Below are 24,412 nucleotides of genomic sequence, written 5' to 3' on the forward strand. Positions count from 1 at the left end.
TACGCTGGGGGGCATGGACTACGTCTCCGCGCTCGTGCCCCCCGTCGTGATGGCCGCGTTCTTCATCGCCCTCGTCGTGACGATCGTGAAGAGCCAGGGCGGCGCCAACAAGGCCAAGGAGGACGCGGCGGTCGACGCCGTGATCGCCAGCGCCGAAGCCGCCCGCCAGTCGCAGAAGTAGCCTTCCCGCAGCCCCTCGATGCCGTCCCCGCAGCGGGACCCGCAGCGATTTCGCCGCGCGTTGCCGCGCGAATGGCCGGGCAATTCCGCACAAGCCGCACTATCGTGCTGTTGTGCCTCGCCCCTTGGGAGAACTCGAAGACGCGGTCATGACGCGGGTGTGGCAGTGGAACCGCCCGGTCACTGTTCGTGAAGTCCTGGAAGACCTCCAGCAGGAACGGTCCATCGCGTACACCACGGTCATGACCGTTATGGACAATCTCCATCAGAAGGGCTGGGTCCGCCGGGAAGCCGAAGGCCGCGCCTATCGATATACGGCGGTCTCCACCCGCGCCGCCTACTCGGCCGCACTGATGAACGAAGCCTGGTCGACGAGCGACAACCCGGCGGCCGCTCTCGTCGCCTTCTTCGGCATGATGTCGGCGGAACAGCGCGAAGCCCTCCGGGACGCCATCCGCATCGTCGGCCATGACGGCGAAGCCCCCCCGCCCGGGCCCGGCGCGGAAGGGGACTCCGCCGAGCGTGGGCCCGAGCCGGGGCGATAGCGTCCGGGCATGGGTGAGATTTCCGCGCCAGACGCAAAAACAGTGACGATCCGCCGTGCGCGCACCGGTGATGTTCCCGCGCTGCGCCGCCTGCTCGACCAGTACGTGCAGCAGCGGATCCTGCTCGACAAAGCCCCGGTCGTCCTTTACGAGGACATCCAGGAGTTCTGGGTCGCGGAACGCGACTCGGACGGTCAAGTGGTCGGCTGCGGCGCTCTCCACGTGATGTGGGAAGACCTCGCCGAAGTACGCACTCTCGCGGTCGACCGCGACTTGAAGGGCGCCGGCGTGGGCCACCAGGTGCTGGCGCAGTTGTTGGAGACCGCCCGCCTCCTCGGGGTCAGCCGGGTTTTCTGCCTGACCTTCGAAGTCGACTTCTTCGCCAAGCACGGCTTCGTCGAGATCGGGGAGACCCCGGTCGAGACCGATGTCTACATGGAGCTCCTGCGTTCCTATGACGAGGGCGTCGCCGAGTTCCTCGGTCTCGAACGAGTGAAGCCGAACACCTTGGGCAACAGCCGGATGCTTCTGCACCTGTGATCGATCGCCCGGGCTTTTCCGGCGCACCACGCACCTGTGACCTATGTCCGAATCGCGTACGTTTCCCGCCCTGTTGTGGTCCTGAACCTCTCGCCGGGGGTTTGTGTTTTCCAGGCAAAAGCGGTTTCCTTTCCGCGTACTGCATTTTCGATGAAAGGAAATCCGGTGGCACAGAAGGTTCAGGTCCTTCTTGTCGACGACCTCGACGGTGGCGAGGCGGACGAGACCGTGACGTTCGCTCTGGATGGCAAGACCTACGAGATCGACCTCACCACCGCCAACGCTGAAAAGCTCCGCGGTCTGCTCGACCCGTACACGAAGGGCGGCCGCCGCACCGGTGGGCGCGCCTCCACCGGCCGCGCCAAGGGCCGCACCGCCGCGCCCTCCGGCAACCCGGACACCGCCGAGATCCGTGCCTGGGCGAAGTCCAAGGGCATGAGCGTCAACGACCGCGGGCGCGTCCCGCAGGAGATCCGCGAGGCCTACGAGAACCGGGCCTGACCCGTCAGGGCCCGACCCGTCAGGGTCTGATCCGTCAGGATCCGGCCCGGCCGGCCCGCGCAGGGTCCGGCCACGGCGCTCCGCAGGGGCGTACGGCGCCGCAGCCGCGCCCGGTGGCATTCCGTCGCCGCCGCGGCGACCAGGCGTACGAGATCGGGCCCGGCGCTCGTCAGCCCGGGACCGGCGCCCCGTCCGGGACCGGACAGGGCGGGCAGAAGTGCCTCGCACCCCTGCTCGGGGGGCCGCAGCCACACGGCGGCCCCCCGGGAACTCCCCTCGTGGACGGGATGGCCCGGCGGCGCCGGGGCGGTGATCCGGCCGCCCGGACCCAGGGCGGCGAGATCCAGGGCGACCCCGCCCCACTCCAGCCAGTCGAGCAGCCCGTCCAGCTCCTCCGCGCTCCCCGGGGCCACGAGGAAGCGCATCCGGCGGCCCATGACCGCCACCGGACCGGTGGGGACCGGCCTGCGCAGCAGCTGTCCGCCGGCGTCGGAGGGCAGCTCCAGCACGTCGAACCGGGTCCCGGTGTCCAGCTGCCCGGGCGGCCCGCCCACGAGGCTCCAGCCGAGCTCCCGCCCGTACCAGAGGGCGTAGGCCCGGTCCGGCGCCCGGGAGGCTCCCACCGCCTCCCGCGGGCCCTCGGAGGCGCTCCGCGACAGCGGGACGGTGGCGGGGGGAACGGGCGCGGGGGGCGGCACGTTGACAGCCATACCGGAGCAACTCCCGAAACGCTCCGGGGTTACGCACCGCGCCGTCATGGATGCGGAACGTAAACATCCGCGGGGCTCGTGTCCTACATTCGAGACGCAAGCGTGTTCGCCCTTAGCGGAGGGAACCGGTGCTGAGAGCATGGAGTGTCAGTGCTTACGGGTAAGACATTCCTAGTGGTACGGGGCGACACGCTGATTTGAGCGGCTTCCGTTCGCCATCGGCGTACACCTGTGACGGGTATCTGCCTGGCCTGCGGGAACATCGTCTCGCACCATCGGGTTGGAGCAGTTGTCGGCTCTTCAAGCCGGTTTTCCCTACCGATGTCGGGGTGAGCCGCGGACGGATGTCGGCAGTTGGAATGAGCTGTCCCGCCCCGCGGGACTAGCATGCGGAAGGACAGGGCGGGGACCGACCCCGAACTGCCCGACCGCTCTGAGGAGCGATAAACGATGTTCGAGAGGTTCACCGACCGCGCGCGGCGGGTTGTCGTCCTGGCTCAGGAAGAAGCCCGGATGCTCAACCACAACTACATCGGCACCGAGCACATCCTCCTGGGCTTGATCCACGAGGGTGAGGGTGTCGCCGCTAAGGCCCTGGAGAGCCTCGGGATTTCGCTCGAGGCTGTTCGCCAGCAGGTTGAGGAGATCATCGGTCAGGGGCAGCAGGCCCCGTCCGGCCACATCCCCTTCACCCCGCGGGCGAAGAAGGTCCTGGAGCTTTCGCTCCGAGAGGCCCTCCAGCTCGGCCACAACTACATCGGCACCGAGCACATCCTGCTCGGCCTGATCCGCGAGGGCGAGGGCGTCGCCGCCCAGGTCCTCGTGAAGCTGGGCGCCGATCTCAACCGAGTCAGGCAGCAGGTCATCCAGCTGCTCTCCGGCTACTCCGGAGGCGGCAAGGAGTCGGCCACCGCCGGCGGCCCGGCCGAGGGCACCCCCTCGACCTCGCTCGTCCTGGACCAGTTCGGCCGCAACCTCACCCAGGCTGCCCGCGAATCCAAGCTCGACCCGGTCATCGGGCGCGAGAAGGAGATCGAGCGGGTCATGCAGGTGCTGTCGCGCCGGACCAAGAACAACCCGGTGCTCATCGGCGAGCCCGGCGTCGGCAAGACCGCCGTCGTCGAGGGCCTGGCCCAGGCGATCGTCAAGGGCGAGGTGCCCGAGACCCTCAAGGACAAGCACCTCTACACCCTTGACCTGGGCGCCCTGGTCGCCGGTTCCCGTTACCGCGGTGACTTCGAAGAGCGCCTCAAGAAGGTGCTGAAGGAGATCCGCACCCGCGGCGACATCATCCTGTTCATCGACGAGCTCCACACCCTCGTGGGTGCGGGCGCCGCCGAGGGCGCGATCGACGCCGCCAGCATCCTGAAGCCCATGCTGGCCCGTGGTGAGCTCCAGACCATCGGTGCCACGACGCTGGACGAGTACCGCAAGCACCTTGAGAAGGACGCGGCCCTTGAGCGCCGCTTCCAGCCGATCCAGGTGGCGGAGCCTTCCCTCCCGCACACCATCGAGATCCTCAAGGGCCTGCGCGACCGCTACGAGGCCCACCACCGTGTCTCCATCACGGACGAGGCCCTCGTGCAGGCGGCCACCCTGGCCGACCGGTACATCTCGGACCGCTTCCTGCCGGACAAGGCGATCGACCTGATCGACGAGGCCGGCTCCCGGATGCGCATCCGCCGGATGACCGCGCCGCCGGACCTCCGCGAGTTCGACGAGAAGATCGCGAACGTGCGTCGCGACAAGGAGTCGGCCATCGACTCCCAGGACTTCGAGAAGGCGGCGTCTCTCCGTGATTCGGAGAAGCAGCTGCTGGCGGCGAAGGCCAAGCGCGAGAAGGAATGGAAGGCCGGCGACATGGACGTCGTCGCCGAGGTCGACGGCGAGCTCATCGCCGAGGTCCTCGCGACCGCGACCGGCATTCCCGTCTTCAAGCTCACCGAGGAGGAGTCCTCACGACTGCTCCGCATGGAGGACGAGCTCCACCGTCGGGTCATCGGCCAGAAGGACGCCATCAAGGCGCTCTCCCAGGCGATCCGCCGTACCCGTGCGGGTCTGAAGGACCCGAAGCGTCCGGGTGGCTCGTTCATCTTCGCCGGTCCGTCCGGTGTCGGTAAGACCGAGCTGTCCAAGACGCTCGCCGAATTCCTCTTCGGCGACGAGGACGCGCTGATCTCCCTCGACATGTCGGAGTTCAGCGAGAAGCACACGGTTTCGCGTCTCTTCGGTTCGCCCCCCGGCTACGTGGGCTACGAAGAGGGCGGCCAGCTGACCGAGAAGGTCCGCCGGAAGCCGTTCTCCGTCGTCCTCTTCGACGAGGTCGAGAAGGCGCACCCGGATATCTTCAATTCCCTTCTCCAGATCCTGGAGGACGGTCGCCTGACCGACTCCCAGGGCCGGGTCGTGGACTTCAAGAACACGGTCATCATCATGACGACCAACCTGGGTACGCGGGACATCTCGAAGGGCTTCAACCTGGGCTTCGCGGCCCAGGGCGACACGAAGACCGGATACGACCGGATGAAGGCGAAGGTCAACGAAGAGCTCAAGCAGCACTTCCGGCCCGAGTTCCTCAACCGTGTCGACGACACGGTCGTCTTCCACCAGCTCACGCAGGAAGACATCATCCAGATCGTCGACCTGATGATCGCCAAGGTGGACGAGCGCCTCAAGGACCGCGACATGGGCATCGAGCTCAGCGGTGACGCGAAGCAGCTCCTGGCCAAGCGCGGCTACGACCCGATCATGGGTGCCCGCCCGCTGCGCCGGACCATCCAGCGCGAGATCGAGGACATGCTGTCGGAGAAGATCCTCTTCGGCGAGCTGCGTCCCGGTCACATCGTGGTCGTGGGTGTGGAGGGTGAGGGCGACGACGCCAAGTTCACCTTCCGAGGCGAGGAGAAGTCGGCCCTGCCGGACCTCCCCCCGATCGAGGCCACGGGCTCCGGCCCGGACCTCTCCAAGGGCGCCTGAGCGGGTAGCCGCAGGCAGCAGTACGAAGGGGCGGCCCCGGGACCTCACGGTTCCGGGGCCGCCCCTTTTCGCGGTCCCTGAGCAGGGCGCCCGGAGGTGGCCAGGGGTCTCCGCCGGTGACAAGCCGCACAGAACAAAACGGACCTACGAGGGCGTTTCGTAGATCCAGTGTCCGATTTGCCGCGCCTGTCACCGCAGGCGGGGAGGGGTCAACCGGGTCGGGAGGAATTCCTCCGTTACGAGCTCCGGTAGTAATCGGGACGTTTGGGGAAGTCCGGGGGCACGGGTTACCAAGGTTGGGCAAGCCCGGCATCCGCAGTGGCGGAGTGCCGGGTCGCTTGTTGCCCCACGTCCTTGTCCCCGGCCCCGGAGGTCTCCACATGTTCGCGAAGCGCGTCAGCACCCGTCGTACCCGCACCGCCCTCGTCGCCACCGGTCTCGGTGTCACGCTGGCTCTCGGGGCGGGGACGACCGCCGCCTTCGCCGACGAGGCCCCCTCCGTGACCGGTACCGCCCACCTGGTGGCCGCCCAGGCCCAGGCCCAGGCCAAGAAGGCGGAGAAGTCCGAGAAGTCGGAGGCCTCCGCCCTGTGGGCCAAGCCGGTCTCCGTCTACACGCTCTCCGCCACCTTCGGCAAGGGCGGCACCATGTGGTCCCACAAGCACTCCGGCCAGGACTTCGCCGTCCCGACCGGCACCGCGGTCCACGCGGCCAGCGCCGGCACGGTCGTCAAGGCCGGCCCCAACGGCGGCGGCGACGGCCCGGCGTACGGCAACGCCATCGTGATCAAGCACGCGAACAACACGTACTCCCAGTACGCGCACCTCTCGAAGATCAAGGTCTCGATCGGCCAGAAGGTCGCCAAGAACCAGCTGATCGCCCTGTCCGGCAACACCGGCAACTCCAGCGGTCCGCACCTGCACTTCGAGATCCGCACCACCGCGAACTACGGCTCGGCCGTCAACCCGATGTCCTTCCTGCGCAACGCCGGCGTGACGGTCTGATCGTCCGCCCGCTGAACCCGCGGCCGGTCAGCCGACCAGCCACGAGTGGCTCGGCTTGACCGCCGGGTCCAGCTTGCCCGCCTGGTACGCGGCAACCTGCTCCGCCGACAGGGCGGTGTCGAAGACCCGCACCCGGTCCATGGACCCGGACCAGGCGCCGCTCCACAGCCCGTGATGGCGGGCCCGGCCCAGCTGGAAGGGGCCGGGGCCCTGCCAGATGCCGGAGACCTGCTCCGGCTTGCCGGCGGGCTTCCCGTCCACGTAGAGCGCGATCGTCTTCTTCCCGGCGTCGTACGTCGCCGTCAGCGTCGTGCGGACCTTCTTCGGAGCCGGCCCCTCGGCCGCGACGGTACGCGCCGTGGACGAGGCCCCCTGGTCGCCCGTCTGGACGCGGAACACCCAGGTGAGCCGGCCGTTCACCTGGTCCCCGCCCAGCTCGAAGGTGAACGACTCCCCGTCGCCCTGGCTGACCGCGATCCGCGACGTCTTCTCGGCCAGGTTGTACACCCGCGCCGTGACCGTGAAGCTCCTGGTCGTCTCCACGACCCGCTCCGACGCCTGGGCGTACGACTTCGAGTTCGCCCGCATCTTGACCTCGTGCTTGCTGCCGAGCGGGACCACCGAGGCGTCGTCGCCCATCCGCAGGCCCACACCGCCGTACACGTCGCGGATCACCTTCGGCTCGCCCGCCACCAGTGCCGGATTCTTCGACGGGTCCGACGCGCCGGGCTTCGGCGAGCCCGAGCCCGAGGCCGGCGCGGTGGGCCGGCCGTTCTTCGCCTCCGGGGTCGTCCCCGGCCCTCCGGCGGCCAGCAGGTACGCCCCGCCGCCCGCCAGCAGCGCCAGTACGGTCGCCGCGCCGCCCCACGCCCAGAGCCGCTTGCGGCGCCGCTGCGTCTCGGCGCGCTCGCTCAGGGCCTCCCAGTCCGGCTCCGCGGGGTAGCGCGGGTAGCCGTAGGCGGGCTCGGGCTGCGGGGTGCTCGGGGGAGGTGTGCCGTAGGACATGCCCCGGATGCTAGGCCGTCTCCCGGATCACCCCGGAAGGGGCCCCTCCGGCGGCTGACGCCGGGCTACTGCGGCAGCGTGATGATCGGGAAGCTCCCCGTCGCCGTCGGCGCGTGCTCGGGCAGCCACAGCACCGCCACCGCGCCCGCCGCCCTGCCCTCGGACTCCCAGCCGCCCGGCGCCGCCACGTTGCGGAACGTCAGCCGGGCGCCCAGCACCCGCGCCTGTCCCTCCGCGATGGTCAGCCCGAGGCCGTGCCCCACGCCGGCGCGGTCCGTCGACCCGGTGCGGAACCGGCTCGGCCCCTCGCGCAGCAGCGCCTCGGGGAAGCCCGGCCCGTGGTCCCGGACGCGGACGACCCGGCCCTCGATGTCGACCTGGATGGGCGCCTGCCCGTACCGCGCGGCGTTGGCCAGCAGGTTCCCGAGGATCCGCTCCAGCCGGCGCGGGTCGGTGCTGACGATCTCGTCCGCGACCACCCGTACCGTCGCCTCCGGCATCAGCGCGCTCACCCGCCGGCTCACGAACTCGCCCAGCGCCACTTCCTGGAGCTCCGCCCGCTCGGACGCGCTGTCCAGCCGGGCCACCTCCAGTACGTCCTCGACCAGCGCCCGCATCGCCTGCGCCCGGTCCCGCACCAGCTCGGTCGGCCGGCCCGGAGGCAGCAGCTCCGCCGCCGTGAGCAGGCCCGTCACCGGGGTCCGCAGCTCGTGCGCGATGTCGGCCGTCACCCGCCGCTCCGCCTCCAGCCGCTGCTGGAGGGCGTCGGCCATGGCGTCCACGGCCCGCGCGAGGTCGTCGGTCTCGTCCCGTACGACGCCGCCGACCGCGTCCCGCACCCGTACGTCGGGATCCCCGTGCGCCACCCGCTGCGCGGCGGCCGCGGCCTTGCGCAGCCGGCGCGAGATCTGGCCGCCGATGAGCACGCCGAGCGCCGAGCCGCCGATGATGACCGCGAGCGAGCCGACCACCAGGGCCCGGTCGAGGTCGCGTATGACCTTCGCGTTCTCGACGAACTTGGAGTGCAGCGTCAGGATCTGCCCATTGCCGAGCGGGACGGCGGCCCACACCTCGGGCAGGCCCTTCGGGTTCTCCTGGACGTAGGTGCCGCGCCGGCCGGACTGGGCGGTCTTGCGCAGGTCGCCGGGCACCTCCGGGTCGTTGATCTTGGCGTTCATCGGCAGCTTGCGGCCGGAGTCGGCGTAGCGGGAGATGAACTGCACGCGTTCGAGCTGCGAGTCGCGGGCGCTCTCCAGCATCGACACCCGGGCAGCGCTGTGCACCACCAGACTCAGCGCGACCGCGATGAGGGCGCCCACGGCGGCGACGGCGAGTGTGATCTTCCAGCGGATCCCGGTACGGAAGGTGACGCTCCTCATGCCTTCAGCTTGTATCCGAAGCCTCGGACCGTTTCGATCCGGTCCTGTCCGATCTTGGTGCGCAGTCGCTGGACGTGGACGTCCACGACGCGGGTGTCGCCGCCCCAGTCGTAGTCCCAGACCCGCTCCAGCAGGCGGTCGCGCGACAGGACGGTGCCGGGCGCGGAGGAGAACTCCAGCAGCAGCCGCATCTCGGTGGGCGTCAGCGCGACCGGGGCGCCCGACTTGCGTACCTCCATGCCCTCGGTGTCGACCTCCAGCTCGCCGAAGGTGAGCACCCCGCGCTCGCCGTCCGCGTCGCCGTCGCCCCGGCCCCCGCCGTTCGCGCCGCCCGCGTGGCCGAAGCGGCGCAGCACGGCGCGGATCCGGGCGACGAGCACCGAGCCGTCGAAGGGCTTGGTGACGTAGTCGTCGGCGCCCGCCTCCAGGCCGAGGACGACGTCGATGGAGTCCGCGCGCGCCGACAGCATGATCACCGGGACGGTGGACTCGTCGCGGATCCGCCGGCACAGGCTGACGCCGTCCATGCCGGGGACCATCACGTCGAGCAGTGCGATGTCGGGCCGGTCGGCGCGGAAGGACTCCAGTCCGGACAGCCCGTCGGGCATGGCGGTGACCACGAACCCGTCGCGCTCCAGCGCCAGGGTCGTGGCTTCGCGGATGACGTCGTCGTCCTCCACAAACAGCACATGGGTCTCGGCCATGCCCAGCCTCGCTTCGGTTCCTCTGGGTACGTGTGTACGGGTGTGGTGGTGTTCGCGAGTCAGTTCTTCAGCGTGACCGCAGGCGCCGGCTGGCCCCCGCCGTCCACGTTGCTGTACTCCGTGTACACGCGGTCCTGCTCGGTGAACCCCTCCCCGCTCCAGCGGTACGTGATCACGTCCTCGCCGGAGGGGTAGTCGAGCGCGTCGGTCTTCGCGTAGACCGGCTTGGTGAGCACCAGCTCGCCCCGGTCGATCTCCGCGTAGACGGGTGGCTGCTCGTCCGCGAAGACATTCTCGTACCTGCCGCCCTCCGACCGGTACACGTACGAGCCCCGGCCGAGCGCGTCGGCGCAGGACAGCACGTTCACGACGACGTCGACGGCGTCGCCCCCGGTGACCTTCCCGTAGCTGACGTCGATCGGGTACTCCTTGCCCGTGCAGGGCTTGAGGTTCCGCTTGATCTCGGCGCTGACCTTCGGGTCCGCCTTCAGCAGGGCGACCGGGTCGATCTTCGTGAGCGCCGGCCGCCCCGAGGGCGCGGGCGAGACCGTGGACCCGCCCGAGGCGTGGGGCACGACGGCCGCCGGCGGGGCCGTCTTGGACACGGATTCGGTGCGGGCCGGCCCGCCGTCCTTGAGCCCCGTGCCTCCGCTGGAACAACCGACCGCGAACAGCACTGTGCCGACGAGGACGACCGTCCCCGCCGACATCAGCACCAGCGAACTTCTGCCGCTCAGGCTTTGGCCAGTCAGGCCGCGCACCGCTCCCGCCCCTCGTAACGGCTGGTGTGGTCACCGCGTTCGAGCGCACGCATGTCCAGGTCCCGGCTCTCCAGCTCCTGCCGGAGCCTGGCCAGTGCGCGGTGCAGAGTGCTCTTCACGGTTCCCGCCGACATGCCGAGCGCCGCGGCCGTCTCCTCGGTGCTCATCTGCTCCCAGTGTCGCAGCACCACCACACTGCGCTGCTTGGGCGCGAGCACCTTGAGGATGTCCATCAGCAGGGCGCGGTCGGCGCGCTGGTCGGAGCCGTCCTCGACGGAGGCGTCGGGGAGCTGCTCGGTGGGGACCTCTTCGAGCTTGCGGGCCCGCCACCACTCGGTCCGGGTGTTGATCATGACCCGGCGCAGGTAGGCGTCGGCGAGGGACTTGTCGGCGATGCCGTCCCAGCGGCCGTAGGTGCGCACGAGGGCGGTCTGCAGGAGGTCCTGCGCGTCCGTCGGGTCCGGGACCAGGCGCCGGGCGCTGCGCAGGAGGGCGTCCTGTCGAGTGCGTACGTAGTCCTCGAACTCGAGTACCTCGCCGTGCGCCATCTCAGACCGCCTCCCCGTTCCGTCGAACCCGCTCGTCCGCTGTCTTGCGGATTCCGCTGTCTTACGGATCCGAAGGTACGGAGGCGTTGTCACGGAGCTGTGCGGGTCAGCCTTCGGAGGGCGCACGGACACCCATAGGTTGTGTAACAGTGCCCTTGAGCTGGGGTTTCACCGTCACAACCGGAATGGTTGAGTCATGAACCTATCAGGGGGTGCGGGCCGCCGCCGGATCAGTTCGGCGAGCTCTGCGGAAGCCGGTACATGCCCTGCGCGAGCGGCTCCACCAGCCCGTCCGAGACCAGCCCGTCCAGCGCCCGGGCCCGCTGCACGGGCTCGTCCCAGACGGTGTCCAGCAGGGCCCCCGGAACCGGCCCCACCGCCTCCCGGAGTACGGCGAGCAGCTTGCCGCGCACCTGCCGGTCCGTCCCGGCGTACGTCTGCCCGCGCCGCGGCGGCCCCTCGTGGGCCGGCTTCCCGGCCAGCCGCCACGCGCACAGCCCGGCCACCGGGCAGCGCGCGCAGTCCGGGGACTTCGCCGTGCACACCAGGGCGCCCAGCTCCATGGAGGCCGCCGCCCAGCGCGCGGCGGTCTCCTCGTCCTCGGGCAGCAGCGCCCGGGCCAGGCGCCGCTCGGCGGCCGTGGTGGCGTTCGGCGGGTACTCGACTCCGGTGGAGGTGCGGGCGAAGACCCGCCGGACGTTGGTGTCGAGCACCGCGTGCCGCTGCCCGTAGGCGAAGGAGGCCACGGCGGCGGCCGTGTACTCGCCGATGCCGGGCAGTGCGAGCAGCTGCGCGTGGTCGCGGGGTACGTCGCCGCCGTGCCGGTCCGTTATCGCGACGGCCGCGCCGTGCAGGCGCAGCGCCCGGCGCGGGTAGCCGAGCCGGCCCCAGGCCCGAACCGCCTCGCCGGGGGCCTCGGCGGCCAGGTCGGCGGGCCGGGGCCACCGGGCGAGCCACTGCTCGTACACCGGAAGGACCCGGCTGACGGGGGTCTGCTGGAGCATGAACTCGCTGACCATGACCCCCCAGGGGCCGGCCTCGGGGCGGCGCCAGGGCAGGTCGCGGGCGTGCTCGTCGAACCACGCGATCACGGGGGAGTGCAGGGCGTGGGACACGTCGGGGGTGGTGACGGTGGCGGGGGATACCGGGGTCGCAGTCATGGCAAACGGCATCCTGGCATGTTTTGGGCCTACCTCGCCGGTCCCGGACCGGTGAACCAGACAGCCGCGCGGCCGCCGCTCGCCCGCATGGCGGCGGTGATCGTACTGATCCGACCGGCGAACCCGAGGACGAGCAGCGCGGCCAGCGAGCCGCCGAGCAGCAGGCCGAGGGTCACGTCGTGCGGGTAGTGCACGCCGACGAAGACCCGGGAGAAGGCCATCAGCAGCGCGAGCGGGATCGTCACCGCCGCGAGCCGGCGGACGGCCAGGGCCAGCGCGACGGCGGCGGCGCCGGCGATGGCGGAGTGGTTGCTGGGGAACGACCAGTCCCCGAAGGCGGGGCACTCCACCAGCGGGATCGCCGCCCCGGCAACGGCCCGGCAGGGCCGCTCCTCGTCCACGACGGACTTGACCAGCTCCGAGACGACGTAGGCGACGGCGGTCGCCAGCGGGGCGAGGATGGCGAGCGCCACGGCGCGGGAACCGTCCTGGCGGCGGGCTCGCCACCACACGGCGACGAAGAGCAGACCGAAGACGAACAGTCCGTACCGCGTCCAGGCCTCGAACAGCGACTGCACCCATCCGGGTGTGGAGTGCGCGAAGCCGGTGATGTCGAGGTAAAGGCGTGAACTGTCCATGGTCACCGAGCGTACTGATGTCCGATTACGTCCCGCATGCGACTGTTGGCCGATTCCGGGCGGTCCGGTGTCCTCCCGCAGGATGATCATCGGCAAAACAAGCGGAACGCGCGGCATGGGGGGCGCGGATCGGGTCCCGGACTCTCGTAAAGTTCCGTCCGTGGGATCTCTGCGCAATCCGGTCGGGCCGCTCCCCTCCTCCATCTACTGGCGACGGAGGGCTGTGCTGGCTTCCGTTGTCGCGCTCCTCGCGCTCCTCGCCGTATGGACCGTCAGTTCCGGTGGGGGGAAGTCGAGTACGAACGGCAAGGGCGGCGACGGCCGCGACCCGGTCAAGTCCATCACCCCGGGGCCCTCCGGCACTGGCCCGGCGATCAGTCAGGCGCCGGGCGGCCGCGGCGAGTCGGGCGGTGGCCCGGGCAAGAACGGCGAGCCGAGCGGCGACCCGAGCTCCTCGGAGGGCGGCGGCGGATCCACCGAGTCCGGAGGCTCCGCCGGCTCGGGCGGGGGCTCCGCCGCCCCCGGGCAGGCGCTCCCCGCGGACTCCCCGCTCCCCACCTGCGCGCCGACGTCCCTCCAGTGGGAGGTGCGGAGCGTGAAGAACGAGTACGAGGCGAACGAGAAGCCCCGCCTCGAACTGATCGCGCGCAACACGTCCGGCACGACGTGCAAGGTCGACCTCGGACCGAAGCAGGCGGTGCTGACGATCCTCCAGGCGACGGGCACCAAGGCCGTCTGGTCCTCGGCGGACTGCCCGACGGGCGCGGGGAACGTCTTCTTCCGCCTGCCGGGACAGGGCGAGACGAAGCACTCCCTGGAGTGGGACCGCAAGCCGAGCGCGGCCTCCCAGTGCCAGTCGCCTCCGGCGCAGGCCGTGGCCCCGGACACGTACGTGGTCGAGGTCAAGTCCCCCGGCATGCCGGTGGCCCGGACCTCGTTCGTCCTGAAGCAGGACTGACCCCGCTCCGGCCCCCGCTCCCGGGGGCCGCTCGGGGGGTTAGACGTAGCGTTCCAGGATCGAGGATTCCGCCAGGCGGGACAGGCCCTCGCGGACGCTGCGCGCACGGGCTTCGCCGACGCCGTCGACCGTCTGGAGGTCGTCCACCGACGCCGCCAGCAGCTTCTGCAGCCCGCCGAAGTGCTCGACCAGCCGCTCGATGATGGCCCCCGGCAGCCTCGGCACCTTCGCCAGCAGCCGGTAGCCCCGCGGGGACACCGCCGAGTCCAGCGTCTCCGGGGAGCCCGTGTACCCCAGCGCCCGCGCGACGATGCCCAGTTCCAGCAGCTCCGGGTGCGACAGCGCGTCCAGCGCCGGCAGCGCCTCGTCCACCGTCCGCGACCGCTTCGCCGTCGGCTCCGGCACGTAGTCCCGGATGACCAGCTCGCGTTCCTGCTCGATGCCCACCGTCAGCTCGTCCAGCTGGAGGGAGAGCAGCCGCCCGTCCGTGCCCAGCTCGACCACGTACTCCGCGATTTCCGTCGCGATCCGGCGCACCATTTCCAGCCGCTGCGCGACCGCCGTCACGTCGCGCACCGTGACCAGGTCCTCGATCTCCAGCGCGGACAGCGTCCCGGCCACCTCGTCCAGGCGGAGCTTGTACCGCTCCAGCGTCGCCAGCGCCTGGTTCGCCCGCGACAGGATCGCCCCGGACTCCTCCAGGACACGGCGTTCGCCGTCGACGTACAGCGCGATCAGGCGCATCGACTGCGACACCGAGACGACCGGGAAGCCGCACTGCTTCGAGACCCGGTCCGCGGTCCGGTGCCGCGTCCCCGTCTCCTCCGTCGGAATCGACGCGTCCGGCACCAGCTGCACGCCCGCCCGCAGGATCTTGGTGATGTCCTTGTCCAGGATCAGCGCGCCGTCGAGCTTGCACAGCTCCCGCAGCCGCGTCGCGGTGAACTCCACGTCCAGCACGAAACCGCCGGTGCACATCGCCTCGACGGACTTGTCCATCCCGAGGACGATCAGCCCGCCGGTGTTGCCGCGAACGATCCGTTCCAGGCCGTCACGCAGCGGCTGACCAGGTGCGACCGCGCTCAGCGAGGCACGCATCATGGCCTCCTGCTTGGAGCTCGCTCCCGACTTGCCGGATGCTGCTGCCCCGTCCTTGGCTGCCACTGCACTCCTCCGGTCGCGGGTTGCGCCGCCTGCGTACGGCCGGGCGGACCAGCCCAAAGTCTACCGGCGCGCCGCGCGGCCCCGCCGTGGCTTGACCGGCAAGGCCGCCGAGGGGCCTTCCGCGGACCCCCTGACCAGCCAATCCGCTCCCAGTTCCGTCAGTTCGGGTCCCGCTCGGCGCCCTTCGTGCGCGAGCGCCCGCGCGGCAACGCCCGTAGCGCGTCACCCATGTCGGCGACCTCCGTCACCTTCATCCCCGCCGGCACCCGCCCCGGATCCACCGGCACCAGCGCGTGCGTGAACCCCAGCCGGTGCGCCTCCGCGAGCCGCCGCTGTACGCCGGTCACCCGCCGCACCTCACCCGCCAGGCCGACCTCCCCGATCGCGACCAGGTTCTTCGGCAGCGGCACGTCACTGGCGGCGGATGCCAGCGCGAGCGCGATCGCCAGGTCGGCCGCGGGCTCGGTGAGCTTCACCCCGCCCACCGTCGCGCTGTAGATGTCCCGCTTGCCGAGCGCGGTGATCCGGCCGCGCTGCTCCAGCACCGCCAGCATCATCGAGACCCGGGAGGTCTCCAGCCCGGACGTGGTCCGCCGGGGCGAGGGGATCTGCGAGTCCACCGTCAGCGCCTGCACCTCCGCGACCAGCGGACGCTTGCCCTCCAGCGTCACCGTCAGACAGGTCCCCGGCACCGCCTCCGCGCGCCGGGTCAGGAAGAGCCCGCTGGGGTCGGCGAGGCCGGTGATCCCCTCGTCGTGGAGCTCGAAGCAGCCGACCTCGTCCGTCGCGCCGTACCGGTTCTTCACGCCGCGCACCAGCCGCAGCCGCGCGTGCCGGTCGCCCTCGAAGCTCAGGACGACGTCCACCAGGTGCTCCAGCAGCCGGGGACCGGCGATCGCCCCGTCCTTGGTGACGTGGCCGACCAGCAGCGTGGCCATCCCGCGCTCCTTGGAGGCCCGGATCAGCGCCCCGGCCACCTCCCGCACCTGGGCCATGCCGCCCGGCGCCCCGTCGATCTCGGGGGAGGCCACCGTCTGTACGGAGTCCAGGATCAGCAGCGAGGGCTTCACGGCGTCGAGGTGCCCCAGCACCGCCGACAGATCGGTCTCCGCGGCGAGGTAGAGGTGATCGCTGAGCGCGTTGATCCGGTCGGCCCGCAGCCGCACCTGGCTCGCCGACTCCTCGCCCGTGACGTACAGGGTGCGGTGCGCCTCGCTCGCCGCCTTCGCCGCCACGTCCAGCAGCAGCGTCGACTTGCCGACGCCCGGCTCGCCCGCGAGCAGCACGACGGCCCCGGGCACGAGCCCGCCGCCGAGCACCCGGTCCAGCTCGTCCACGCCGGTGCTGCGCGCGGTGGCCGTCCGGCCGTCGACCTGCGCGATCGGCAGCGCGGGCGCGGAGACCCGGCCGGCCGCCGTGGTCCGGACGGCCGGCGCGCCGCCGAGCTCCTCGACCGTCCCCCAGGCCTGGCACTCGGGGCAGCGCCCGAGCCACTTCGCGGTGGTGTACCCGCACTCGGTACAGCGGTAGGACGGCCGGTCCTTGGCGGATGAACGAGATGTACGGGCAGCCATGCGCCCCACCGTAGCCGCCCCCACCGACAGCCCCGCGGGGCGCGGCGGATATACCGGGGCCATGGACATGAACGACGAGGGCGCGCCCCTCGATCCGCGCTGGTCGGAGGCCGAGATCAGCGTCTGCGGCCAGGTGATGGGACTGCGCTCGGCGGCGGCCGTGGCCGGGCTGTTCGTCCGGGCCGGCTGGAGCTCCCGCTCCTCCTCCCGGGAGGGGTACGAAGTCGAGACCGCGTGGGCGTCGTTCGAGATCGACCCGATCGAGACCGGGGTACTGCTCAACGGCGTCGCCGACCCGCAGCGCCTCGACGTCGTCGCCGGGCTGCTGCGCCTGCTCGGCCGGCCGTTCGGGCTGGAGCACTACGACGAGGAGGGCGTGCTGGTGCGGGAGATCAAGGAGTGACGGGGGCGCCGCGGGCGGCCCGGGCGGCGCGGCGTCAGGGCGGCTGTCAGCAGGGGCCCGATCTGTTCACCCGTAAGGGCTAAATGTGCTGAAGGCTTCCGGGCCGTCACCCGCGTGCGCCCTACGGTCACCCAGGTGAGCAGCAGCAACCAGCGACACCCCGCATCGCGCACCGGCGCACACCGGGCGCACGGGCGCACTCCCTCCGAGGACGCCGCGGACGAGGTGACGCCGCCTCCCTTCCGGCACGAGCCCTACCTGGACGGCCTGTTCACGTACTGCCTGTCGGTCCTGTGCGATCACGACACCGCCACCGACGTGCTCGGCGACGTCCTGGCCGTCGCCGAACGCCATCCCGGCCGATGTCCCGACGAGGGCGACCGGCGGGCCTGGCTGTACGCCCTCGCCCGGTGGGCCTGCCTGCGCCGGCTCTCGGAGCGGAGGCGCACACGCCAGGGAGCGCATTCCGCCCGGCGCACGCCGGAGCGCACAGGGCGCGGGCGCGCGCCGGCCGCGGCTCCCGGAGCGGCGGGGCAGCATGCCACAACCGGCACTCAGGACTCACACGCCTCACAGACCCCGCCCCCCTCATCTCCCTCGTACGACCCACTCGCCCCGTACGGCTCGCACAGTCCCTCCGCCTCGCGGGGCTCGACGCCCCTCTCCGGCTCGTCGGCCACCTACGGCTCGCCCGCGGCGTCGGCCTCGCACGGAGCGTTCGAATCCCCGGCCCCGTACTCCGCCCACGTCCCGCAGCAGTCCCCGTCCTCCCCGCGGCCGGCGGACCGGCGGCCGGCGGACCGGCTCGACGTCCTCGACGTGTACGCCTACCGCCGTACCGAACTCGCCCGCCTCGCCTGGCCCGAGGCCGCCGGGACCACCCCCGAGCAGCGCGAGGCCCTCGAACTCGCCGTCCGTCACCGCCTCGGCGTCCCCGAACTCGCCGCCGTCCTCGGCACCCCCCAGCCCGTCGCCCGCGAGCTGCTGTCCGGCGCCGCCTGCGAGGTGGAGCGCACCCGCGCCGCCCTCGCCGTCGTCGAGACCGGCAGCTGCCCCGCCGTGTCCCGGCTCACCGCCGAGGGCGGCGACGGGCAGCTGCTGCTGTCCACCACCCTGCGGGCCGAACTCGTCCGGCACGTCGACGACTGCCCGCGCTGCCGCCGCGTCGCCGAGCGCGTCGGGGCCGCCGCCCCCTGGCCCGGCTCCGGCGGCATCAACACCGCCGCGCTCCCGCTCGTCCCGGCTCCACGCACCGCCGTCCACGCCGCGATGCTGCGCTCCGGCCGGGGCCGCGGGCGCGGGCCCGGCCCCCGCTTCGACCGGACCGGCTTCCCGATGGACCCCAGGGACCGCGCGGCCCGGCGCGACCGGCTGCGGGCCCGGGCGGTGACCACCACGGTCGTGGCCACCGTCGTCGCCGCGCCCGTCCTGGCCCTGTGGGCGGCCTACCGGGGCGCCCCCGCCACCGGCGAGTCCGTCGGCACCGACGCCTCGACCCGTATCTCCGCGAGCGAGACCCAGATCCCGCCGACCGCCGCCGGGCGCCGGATCGCCGCCTACGAGAACGCCGGGAACACCGTCCACACCACCGGCCGCCCCGGCTTCGTCACGGGCAGCGCCGAACCCGACGTCTCCGTCGAGGTCATCAGCATCGGCCCGCCCGCCACGCCCGAGGGCGCCGGCCCCGGAGCCCCCGGCCGGCTGAGCGTGGCCGCGTCCTCGCGCGGCGCCGTCACCTGGCTCACCCTCACCGGCTCCGGCGGCGCCCCGGTGGACTGGCGGCTCTGGTCCGACGCCCCGTGGCTGCGCGCGAGCGCGACCGCGGGCACGCTGGCCCCCGGAGAATCGGTCACCCTGCGGATCACCGTGGACCGCGAGACCCAGCCCGAGGGCGCCTGGAGTGCCCGGGTCGGCGTCGACCCCGGCGGCACGGTGGTCTCCGTCAGGGGGCGGGGCCGCCCGGCGCCGGCCCCCGATCCGACCCCCACGCCGACGCCGACCCCCACGCCCACGCCGGTGGACACGGGCGACCCGACGCCGACGCCGACGCCGACCGAGCCGACGACCCCGGCGCCCACGGCGACGCCGACCCCGTCAGAAGGAACGGTTTCCCCGGCGCCGCAGGACCCGACGCCGGCGCCGTCCCCCTCGGGCCCGTAGCTACACGGTGTCCGGGTCGGCCGGGTGCGGAGCCATCGGGAGCAGGGAGGCCAGCCGCGCCTCGCACAGCTTCACGAGCGCCTCGTAGCCCTCCTTGCCCATCAGCTCCGTCAGCTCGGCGCGGTACGACACGTACACCGGATCGCCGGCGCCGTGCGCGGAGGTGGCCGACGTACACCACCAGTGCAGGTCGTGGCCGCCCGGACCCCAGCCGCGGCGGTCGTACTCGCCGATCGAGACCTGGAGCACGCGCGTGTCGTCGGGCCGGTCGATCCAGTCGTACGTACGGCGGATCGGCAGCTGCCAGCACACGTCCGGCTTGGTCTCCAGCGGCTCCTGGCCGCTCTTGAGCGCCAGGATGTGCAGCGAGCAGCCCGCCCCGGCCGGGAATCCGGGCCGGTTCAGGAAGATGCAGGCGCCGTCCCAGCGGCGGGTCTGCCGCTCGCCGTCGTCGTCCTTCTGCACCCAGCCCGACTCGGTCCCGACGTCGTGGAACTGCCACAGCTCGGGCGTGAGCCGCGCCACGTGCTCCGCGACGCGCTTCTCGTCGTCCTCGTCGGAGAAGTGCGCGCCGAGCGTGCAGCAGCCGTCCGAAGCCCGGCCGGCCTGGATGCCCTGGCAGCCGCTGCCGAAGATGCACGTCCAGCGGGAGGTCAGCCAGGTCAGGTCACAGCGGAAGACCTGCTCGTCGTCGGCGGGATCGGGGAACTCCACCCAGGCCCGGGGGAAGTCGAGGCCCTTCTCGTCGGCCACGGCTTTGACCTTCTTGGGGGACTTGGACTTGTTGGCCTTCTTCGTATTTGGCACAAACCCAAGCCTAAGCGCCCCTTACGTCACCCATACTCCTGGCGCACAGTAGCGTTTCCTCGTATGAGACTCGGTGTCCTTGATGTGGGTTCGAACACGGTCCACCTGCTGGTGGTGGACGCGCACCCCGGCGCGCGCCCGCTGCCGGCGCACTCGCACAAGGTGGAACTGCGGCTGGCGGAGCTGCTCGACGGGCACGGCGCCGTCAGCCCGGAGGGCATAGAGCGTCTCGTCTCGGTGATCGCGGACGCGGCGCAGGCCGCGGAGGACAAGGGGTGCGAGGACGTCCTCCCCTTCGCCACGAGCGCCGTACGGGAGGCCACCAACGCGGACGAGGTGCTCGCGCGGGTCAAGGCCGAGACGGGCATCGACCTGCCGATCCTGAGCGGCGACGACGAGGCCCGGCTGACGTTCCTGGCGGTCCGGCGGTGGTTCGGGTGGTCGGCGGGGAAGCTGCTGGTCCTGGACATCGGCGGCGGCTCGCTGGAGATCGCGTTCGGCATCGACGAGGAGCCGTACGCGGCCGCGTCGCTGCCGCTGGGCGCGGGGCGGCTCACCTCGGGCTGGCTGCCGGGGGACCCGCCGGACCCGTCTGACGTACGGGCGCTGCGGCGCCATGTGCGGGCGCAGATCGCGCGGACGGTCGGCGAATTCAGCCGGTTCGGGGTGCCGGACCACGTGGTGGCGACGTCGAAGACGTTCAAGCAGCTGGCGAGGATCGCGGGCGCGGCCCGGTCGGCGGACGGCCTGTACGTCCAGCGGGACCTGACCCGCAAGTCCCTGGAGGAATGGGTCCCCCGCCTGGCGGCGATGACGACGGCCCAGCGCTCGTCCCTCCCCGGCGTCTCGGAGGGCAGGGCGTCGCAACTCGTCGCGGGCGCGCTGGTCGCGGAAGGCGCGATGGACCTCTTCGGCGTGGAGACCCTGGAAATCTGCCCCTGGGCCCTCCGCGAGGGCGTCATCCTCCGCCGCCTGGACCACCTCCCCACCTGACCGGTCCCGGACGGGGCGACACCGCCCCGCCACTGCCGAAGCTCCGCCCACACTCCAGCCCCGCCGGCGTTTGAGGCGCGGGGTCCGGGGCGGAGCCCCAGGGTGGGTCAGCCGGTGAGGCGTGTGGGGGTCGGGGTCGGGCGGAGACCCGTGCGGCCGGCCCGTCCGGCGGTTGGGGACAAGGGCCCCCGCCGGAACCACCGGCGGGGCGTCGGGGCGGGTGGGTAACCTGTCACCCGTGCCCCCGTCCCACCCCCCGGCCCCGAAGGTCGCCCTGTCCACCGCCTCCGTCTACCCGGAGTCCACGGCGACCGCCTTCGAGATCGCCGCGCGCCTCGGCTACGACGGCGTCGAGGTGATGGTCTGGACGGACCCCGTCAGCCAGGACATCGACGCCCTGCGCCGCCTCTCCGACGACCACCAGGTCCCGATACTCGCGATCCACGCCCCCTGCCTCCTCATCACCCAGCGCGTCTGGTCCACCGACCCCTGGACCAAACTCCAGCGCGCCCAGGCGGCGGCCGAGCGGCTCGGCGCGAGCACCGTCGTCGTGCACCCCCCGTTCCGCTGGCAGCGCGCGTACTCCCGCGACTTCGTCACCGGCATCTGGCGCATGGCCGAGGAGACCGACGTCCGCTTCGCCGTCGAGAACATGTACCCCTGGCGCTACCGCGACCGCGAGATGCTCGCGTACGCGCCCGAGTGGGACGTCACCAAGGACGACTACCGCCACTTCACGGTCGACCTCTCCCACACCGCCACCGCCCGCACCGACGCCACCGCGATGATCGACCGCATGGGCGACCGCCTCGCCCACATCCACCTCGCCGACGGAAACGGTTCCGCGAAGGACGAGCACCTCGTCCCCGGCCGCGGCACCCAGCCCTGCGCCGAGCTCCTGCACGGCCTCGCCGGCTCCGCTTTCGACGGTCACATCGTCATCGAGGTCAACACCCGCCGCGCCATGTCCTCCGCGGAGCGCGAGGCCGACCTCGCCGAGGCCCTCGCCTTCACCCGCCTCCACCTGGCCCGCGGCCGATGACGACCCCGCCGCCCAAGCCCCCGCCCCCGCGGCCCCGCCGCGGCCCCGGCCGCCCCCGCGCCGACGAGGCCGACACCGGCCCCGGCGCCCAGGAGCGCATCCGCATCGCCGCCCGCGCCGAGTTCGCCGCCCGCGGCTACGACAAGACCTCCGTACGCGGCATCGCCAAGGCCGCCGGCGTGGACCCGGCCCTCGTCCACCACTACTTCGGCAGCAAGGACGACCTCTTCGCCGCCGCCATCGAGCTCAGCATGGAGCCCGCCCTCGTCGTCCCCGCGATCCTCGGCGAGGGCCCCGACGGCATCGGCGAGCGCCTGGCCCGCTACTTCCTCGGCATCTGGGAGAACCCGGTCAGCCGCGCGCCCCTGCTCGCCGTCATGCGCTCCGCCCTCACCCACGAGGCCGCGGCGAAGGTGCTGCGCGGCCTGGTCCTGCGCCGGGTCCTGGAGCGCGTCGCGGCCGAGCTCGACGTCCCCGACCCCACCTTCCGCGCCGAGCTCGCCGCCTCCCACATGATCGGCATCGCGATCCTGCGCTACGTCGTCCAGGTCGAGCCCCTGGCCTCCGCCGAACCGGAGACGATCGTGGCCCTGGTGGCCCCGACCCTCCAGCGCTACCTGACCGAAGAGTGAGCCGGTCGTCCCGCCATCCGGACGCCGCGTCCACGTTCCGGGCGGTAGGCGTAGCCTCGTAACTGAGTCATATCTACCGTCGCGGCCGCGCCCGGTGTACTTCCGTACGCCCGTGCGCACCGTACTCATGGGGAGTGAACCCGATGCCCGAGCTGAGGTCCCGCACCGTCACCCACGGCCGCAACATGGCAGGCGCACGTGCGCTGATGCGCGCCTCGGGCGTAGCGAGCGAGGACATCGGCAAGCCGATCATCGCGGTCGCCAACTCCTTCACGGAGTTCGTGCCCGGCCACACCCACCTGGCCCCGGTCGGCCGGATCGTCTCCGACGCCATCCGCGCCGCGGGCGCCATCCCGCGCGAGTTCAACACCATCGCGGTCGACGACGGCATCGCCATGGGCCACGCCGGCATGCTCTACTCCCTGCCCTCCCGCGACCTCATCGCGGACAGTGTCGAGTACATGGTCGAGGCCCACTGCGCCGACGCCCTGATCTGCATCTCCAACTGCGACAAGATCACCCCCGGCATGCTGATGGCCGCCATGCGCCTCAACATCCCGGTCGTGTTCGTCTCCGGCGGCCCGATGGAGGCCGGCCAGGCCACCCTCGTCGACGGCACCGTCCGCAAGCTCGACCTGATCGACGCGATGGTCGACGCCTCCAACGAGAACGTCTCCGACGAGGACGTCCTGCGCATCGAGGAGAACGCCTGCCCGACCTGCGGCTCCTGTTCGGGCATGTTCACCGCCAACTCGATGAACTGCCTCGCCGAGGCCATCGGCCTGGCCCTGCCCGGCAACGGCTCCGTCCTCGCCACGCACACCGCCCGCCGCGCCCTGTACGAGGACGCCGGCCGCACGGTCGTGGAGATCACCAAGCGCTACTACGAGGGCGACGACGCGTCCGTCCTGCCGCGCAACATCGCCACCCGCCAGGCCTTCGAGAACGCCATGGCCCTCGACATCGCCATGGGCGGCTCGACGAACACGATCCTCCACCTCCTCGCCGCCGCCCAGGAGGCCGGCCTGGACTACGACCTCACCGACATCGACGAGGTCTCGCGCCGCGTCCCGTGCCTGGCCAAGGTCGCCCCGAACGTGGCGCCCGGCGGCACGTACTACATGGAGGACATCCACCGCGCCGGCGGCATCCCCGCCATCCTGGGCGAGCTGCACCGCGGCGGCCTCCTCAACAAGGACGTCACGACGGTCCACTCGGAGAACCTGGAGGACTGGCTGGCCAAGTGGGACGCCCGCTCCGGCACGGCGTCCGAGGAGGCCATGGAGCTGTGGCACGCGGCCCCCGGCTGCAAGCGCTCCGCGACGGCCTTCTCCCAGTCCGAGCGCTGGGAGACCCTCGACCTCGACGCCGAGGGCGGCTGCATCCGCTCCGTCCAGCACGCGTACTCCAAGGACGGCGGGCTCGCGGTCCTGCGCGGCAACATCGCGGCCGACGGCTGCGTCGTGAAGACGGCCGGCGTCGACGAGTCCATCTGGACCTTCGAGGGCCCGGCGGTCGTCTGCGAGTCGCAGGACGAGGCCGTCGAGAAGATCCTGACGAAGCAGATCAAGGCGGGCGACGTCGTCGTCATCCGCTACGAGGGCCCGCGCGGCGGCCCCGGCATGCAGGAGATGCTCTACCCGACCTCGTTCCTCAAGGGCCGCGGTCTCGGCAAGGTCTGCGCCCTGGTGACGGACGGCCGCTTCTCCGGCGGCACTTCGGGCCTCTCCATCGGCCACGCCTCCCCGGAGGCGGCCTCGGGCGGCACCATCGCGGTCGCCGAGGACGGCGACCGCATCCGCATCGACATCCCGAACCGCTCGATCGAGCTCCTGGTCGACGACGCCACCCTGGCCGCCCGCCACGCGGCCCTGAACGGCGTCTACGCCCCCAAGGACCGCGAGCGCAAGGTCTCCGCGGCCCTGCGCGCCTACGCCGCGATGGCCACGAGCGCCGACAAGGGCGCGGTCCGCGACGTCTCCCGCCTGGGCTGACCCGCACGCCCTCGAACCCCGCCGGCGGCCTCAC

Annotated in this window: 24 protein-coding genes; 13 read left to right on the forward strand and 11 right to left on the reverse strand. The window is 72.0% G+C overall.

Going from position 1 to position 24,412, the window contains the following annotated elements:
* Positions 1 to 13 precede the first annotated feature (13 nt).
* The 4 genes from OG982_RS16830 (at position 14) to OG982_RS16845 (ending at position 1,766) form a co-directional block, all read left to right on the forward strand.
* Positions 14 to 181, forward strand: a complete 168-nt coding sequence (locus OG982_RS16830) for a hypothetical protein (protein WP_266785958.1) — start codon at positions 14 to 16, stop codon at positions 179 to 181.
* A 112-nt stretch (positions 182 to 293) separates the two neighbouring features.
* Complete coding sequence (locus tag OG982_RS16835; RefSeq protein WP_266785956.1) at positions 294 to 725, forward strand: BlaI/MecI/CopY family transcriptional regulator; 432 nt, start codon at positions 294 to 296, stop codon at positions 723 to 725.
* A 9-nt stretch (positions 726 to 734) separates the two neighbouring features.
* On the forward strand, positions 735 to 1,265 hold the full coding sequence (locus OG982_RS16840; RefSeq protein WP_266785954.1) for an amino-acid N-acetyltransferase: 531 nt from the start codon (positions 735 to 737) through the stop codon (positions 1,263 to 1,265).
* Between the two features lie 165 nt (positions 1,266 to 1,430).
* A complete protein-coding gene (locus OG982_RS16845; protein WP_266785952.1) occupies positions 1,431 to 1,766 on the forward strand; it encodes an Lsr2 family protein in 336 nt (111 codons plus the stop codon).
* On the opposite strand, the gene OG982_RS16850 is transcribed toward OG982_RS16845, so the two are convergent.
* Positions 1,748 to 2,476 (reverse strand): SCO3374 family protein, encoded by a 729-nt coding sequence (locus OG982_RS16850; protein ID WP_266785950.1) that lies wholly within the window; start codon positions 2,474 to 2,476, stop codon positions 1,748 to 1,750. The genes OG982_RS16845 and OG982_RS16850 overlap by 19 nt on opposite strands.
* Before the next feature lie 450 nt (positions 2,477 to 2,926).
* On the opposite strand from OG982_RS16850, the gene OG982_RS16855 reads away from it, so the two are divergent.
* The gene (locus OG982_RS16855; protein ID WP_266785948.1) at positions 2,927 to 5,452 is read left to right on the forward strand and encodes an ATP-dependent Clp protease ATP-binding subunit; all 2,526 of its coding nucleotides are present in this window, start codon (positions 2,927 to 2,929) and stop codon (positions 5,450 to 5,452) included.
* 380 nt (positions 5,453 to 5,832) lie between these two features.
* A complete protein-coding gene (locus tag OG982_RS16860; RefSeq protein WP_266785946.1) occupies positions 5,833 to 6,456 on the forward strand; it encodes a M23 family metallopeptidase in 624 nt (207 codons plus the stop codon).
* A 27-nt stretch (positions 6,457 to 6,483) separates the two neighbouring features.
* On the opposite strand, the gene OG982_RS16865 is transcribed toward OG982_RS16860, so the two are convergent.
* The 7 genes from OG982_RS16865 to OG982_RS16895 all read right to left on the reverse strand — a co-directional run bounded on the left by OG982_RS16865 (position 6,484) and on the right by OG982_RS16895 (position 12,651).
* Positions 6,484 to 7,461, reverse strand: coding sequence for a LamG domain-containing protein (locus OG982_RS16865; RefSeq protein WP_266785944.1), 978 nt, complete (start codon positions 7,459 to 7,461; stop codon positions 6,484 to 6,486).
* Positions 7,462 to 7,526: 65 nt separating this feature from the next.
* The gene (cseC, locus tag OG982_RS16870; protein WP_266785942.1) at positions 7,527 to 8,840 is read right to left on the reverse strand and encodes a two-component system sensor histidine kinase CseC; all 1,314 of its coding nucleotides are present in this window, start codon (positions 8,838 to 8,840) and stop codon (positions 7,527 to 7,529) included.
* Positions 8,837 to 9,544 (reverse strand): two-component system response regulator CseB, encoded by a 708-nt coding sequence (gene cseB, locus OG982_RS16875; RefSeq protein WP_266785939.1) that lies wholly within the window; start codon positions 9,542 to 9,544, stop codon positions 8,837 to 8,839. The genes cseC and cseB overlap by 4 nt, the downstream gene beginning before the upstream one ends.
* Before the next feature lie 59 nt (positions 9,545 to 9,603).
* Complete coding sequence (locus OG982_RS16880; protein WP_266785937.1) at positions 9,604 to 10,254, reverse strand: hypothetical protein; 651 nt, start codon at positions 10,252 to 10,254, stop codon at positions 9,604 to 9,606.
* 38 nt (positions 10,255 to 10,292) lie between these two features.
* Positions 10,293 to 10,853: a SigE family RNA polymerase sigma factor gene (locus tag OG982_RS16885; RefSeq protein WP_037794920.1), complete on the reverse strand. Its 561-nt coding sequence runs from the start codon at positions 10,851 to 10,853 to the stop codon at positions 10,293 to 10,295.
* Between the two features lie 230 nt (positions 10,854 to 11,083).
* A complete protein-coding gene (locus OG982_RS16890; protein ID WP_266785934.1) occupies positions 11,084 to 12,013 on the reverse strand; it encodes an A/G-specific adenine glycosylase in 930 nt (309 codons plus the stop codon).
* Between the two features lie 29 nt (positions 12,014 to 12,042).
* On the reverse strand, positions 12,043 to 12,651 hold the full coding sequence (locus OG982_RS16895; protein WP_266948811.1) for a phosphatase PAP2 family protein: 609 nt from the start codon (positions 12,649 to 12,651) through the stop codon (positions 12,043 to 12,045).
* Positions 12,652 to 12,874: 223 nt separating this feature from the next.
* On the opposite strand from OG982_RS16895, the gene OG982_RS16900 reads away from it, so the two are divergent.
* Entirely contained in the window at positions 12,875 to 13,609 is a 735-nt protein-coding gene (locus OG982_RS16900; protein WP_323139261.1) for a hypothetical protein, read from the forward strand.
* A gap of 39 nt (positions 13,610 to 13,648) precedes the next feature.
* On the opposite strand, the gene disA is transcribed toward OG982_RS16900, so the two are convergent.
* Positions 13,649 to 14,773, reverse strand: coding sequence for a DNA integrity scanning diadenylate cyclase DisA (disA, locus tag OG982_RS16905; RefSeq protein ID WP_266785928.1), 1,125 nt, complete (start codon positions 14,771 to 14,773; stop codon positions 13,649 to 13,651).
* Between the two features lie 158 nt (positions 14,774 to 14,931).
* Entirely contained in the window at positions 14,932 to 16,347 is a 1,416-nt protein-coding gene (radA, locus tag OG982_RS16910; protein ID WP_266785926.1) for a DNA repair protein RadA, read from the reverse strand.
* A gap of 61 nt (positions 16,348 to 16,408) precedes the next feature.
* Here radA and OG982_RS16915 point away from each other — a divergent pair, with 61 nt between their 5' ends.
* Entirely contained in the window at positions 16,409 to 16,750 is a 342-nt protein-coding gene (locus tag OG982_RS16915; RefSeq protein WP_266785924.1) for a hypothetical protein, read from the forward strand.
* 819 nt (positions 16,751 to 17,569) lie between these two features.
* Positions 17,570 to 18,910, forward strand: coding sequence for a hypothetical protein (locus OG982_RS16925; RefSeq protein ID WP_266949931.1), 1,341 nt, complete (start codon positions 17,570 to 17,572; stop codon positions 18,908 to 18,910).
* Here OG982_RS16925 and OG982_RS16930 read toward each other — a convergent pair whose 3' ends face one another.
* Positions 18,911 to 19,717: a hypothetical protein gene (locus tag OG982_RS16930; RefSeq protein WP_266785920.1), complete on the reverse strand. Its 807-nt coding sequence runs from the start codon at positions 19,715 to 19,717 to the stop codon at positions 18,911 to 18,913. It lies immediately after the preceding gene.
* Positions 19,718 to 19,780: 63 nt separating this feature from the next.
* Here OG982_RS16930 and OG982_RS16935 point away from each other — a divergent pair, with 63 nt between their 5' ends.
* The 4 genes from OG982_RS16935 (at position 19,781) to ilvD (ending at position 24,378) form a co-directional block, all read left to right on the forward strand.
* Positions 19,781 to 20,710, forward strand: coding sequence for a Ppx/GppA phosphatase family protein (locus OG982_RS16935; protein ID WP_266785918.1), 930 nt, complete (start codon positions 19,781 to 19,783; stop codon positions 20,708 to 20,710).
* 238 nt (positions 20,711 to 20,948) lie between these two features.
* Positions 20,949 to 21,752 (forward strand): sugar phosphate isomerase/epimerase, encoded by an 804-nt coding sequence (locus tag OG982_RS16940; protein WP_266785916.1) that lies wholly within the window; start codon positions 20,949 to 20,951, stop codon positions 21,750 to 21,752.
* Positions 21,749 to 22,384: a TetR family transcriptional regulator gene (locus tag OG982_RS16945; protein WP_266785914.1), complete on the forward strand. Its 636-nt coding sequence runs from the start codon at positions 21,749 to 21,751 to the stop codon at positions 22,382 to 22,384. Before OG982_RS16940 ends, OG982_RS16945 begins: the two co-directional genes overlap by 4 nt.
* A 143-nt stretch (positions 22,385 to 22,527) precedes the next feature.
* Positions 22,528 to 24,378: a dihydroxy-acid dehydratase gene (ilvD, locus tag OG982_RS16950; protein WP_266948813.1), complete on the forward strand. Its 1,851-nt coding sequence runs from the start codon at positions 22,528 to 22,530 to the stop codon at positions 24,376 to 24,378.
* Positions 24,379 to 24,412 lie beyond the last annotated feature (34 nt).

Origin of the sequence: Streptomyces sp. NBC_01551, assembly GCF_026339935.1 — a bacterium.
GTDB lineage: Bacteria > Actinomycetota > Actinomycetes > Streptomycetales > Streptomycetaceae > Streptomyces.

Excerpts from the sequence above, each read along its gene's own strand:
- OG982_RS16865 (WP_266785944.1), bottom strand. The coding sequence starts at position 7,461 with ATGTCCTACGGCACACCTCCCCCGAGCACCCCGCAGCCCGAGCCCGCC.
- cseC (WP_266785942.1), bottom strand. The coding sequence starts at position 8,840 with ATGAGGAGCGTCACCTTCCGTACCGGGATCCGCTGGAAGATCACACTC.
- OG982_RS16945 (WP_266785914.1), top strand. The coding sequence starts at position 21,749 with ATGACGACCCCGCCGCCCAAGCCCCCGCCCCCGCGGCCCCGCCGCGGC.
- OG982_RS16860 (WP_266785946.1), top strand. The coding sequence starts at position 5,833 with ATGTTCGCGAAGCGCGTCAGCACCCGTCGTACCCGCACCGCCCTCGTC.
- OG982_RS16830 (WP_266785958.1), top strand. The coding sequence starts at position 14 with ATGGACTACGTCTCCGCGCTCGTGCCCCCCGTCGTGATGGCCGCGTTC.
- radA (WP_266785926.1), bottom strand. The coding sequence starts at position 16,347 with ATGGCTGCCCGTACATCTCGTTCATCCGCCAAGGACCGGCCGTCCTAC.
- OG982_RS16895 (WP_266948811.1), bottom strand. The coding sequence starts at position 12,651 with ATGGACAGTTCACGCCTTTACCTCGACATCACCGGCTTCGCGCACTCC.
- OG982_RS16915 (WP_266785924.1), top strand. The coding sequence starts at position 16,409 with ATGGACATGAACGACGAGGGCGCGCCCCTCGATCCGCGCTGGTCGGAG.
- ilvD (WP_266948813.1), top strand. The coding sequence starts at position 22,528 with ATGCCCGAGCTGAGGTCCCGCACCGTCACCCACGGCCGCAACATGGCA.
- OG982_RS16890 (WP_266785934.1), bottom strand. The coding sequence starts at position 12,013 with ATGACTGCGACCCCGGTATCCCCCGCCACCGTCACCACCCCCGACGTG.
- OG982_RS16885 (WP_037794920.1), bottom strand. The coding sequence starts at position 10,853 with ATGGCGCACGGCGAGGTACTCGAGTTCGAGGACTACGTACGCACTCGA.
- OG982_RS16935 (WP_266785918.1), top strand. The coding sequence starts at position 19,781 with ATGAGACTCGGTGTCCTTGATGTGGGTTCGAACACGGTCCACCTGCTG.
- OG982_RS16840 (WP_266785954.1), top strand. The coding sequence starts at position 735 with ATGGGTGAGATTTCCGCGCCAGACGCAAAAACAGTGACGATCCGCCGT.
- OG982_RS16850 (WP_266785950.1), bottom strand. The coding sequence starts at position 2,476 with ATGGCTGTCAACGTGCCGCCCCCCGCGCCCGTTCCCCCCGCCACCGTC.
- cseB (WP_266785939.1), bottom strand. The coding sequence starts at position 9,544 with ATGGCCGAGACCCATGTGCTGTTTGTGGAGGACGACGACGTCATCCGC.
- OG982_RS16880 (WP_266785937.1), bottom strand. The coding sequence starts at position 10,254 with ATGTCGGCGGGGACGGTCGTCCTCGTCGGCACAGTGCTGTTCGCGGTC.
- OG982_RS16855 (WP_266785948.1), top strand. The coding sequence starts at position 2,927 with ATGTTCGAGAGGTTCACCGACCGCGCGCGGCGGGTTGTCGTCCTGGCT.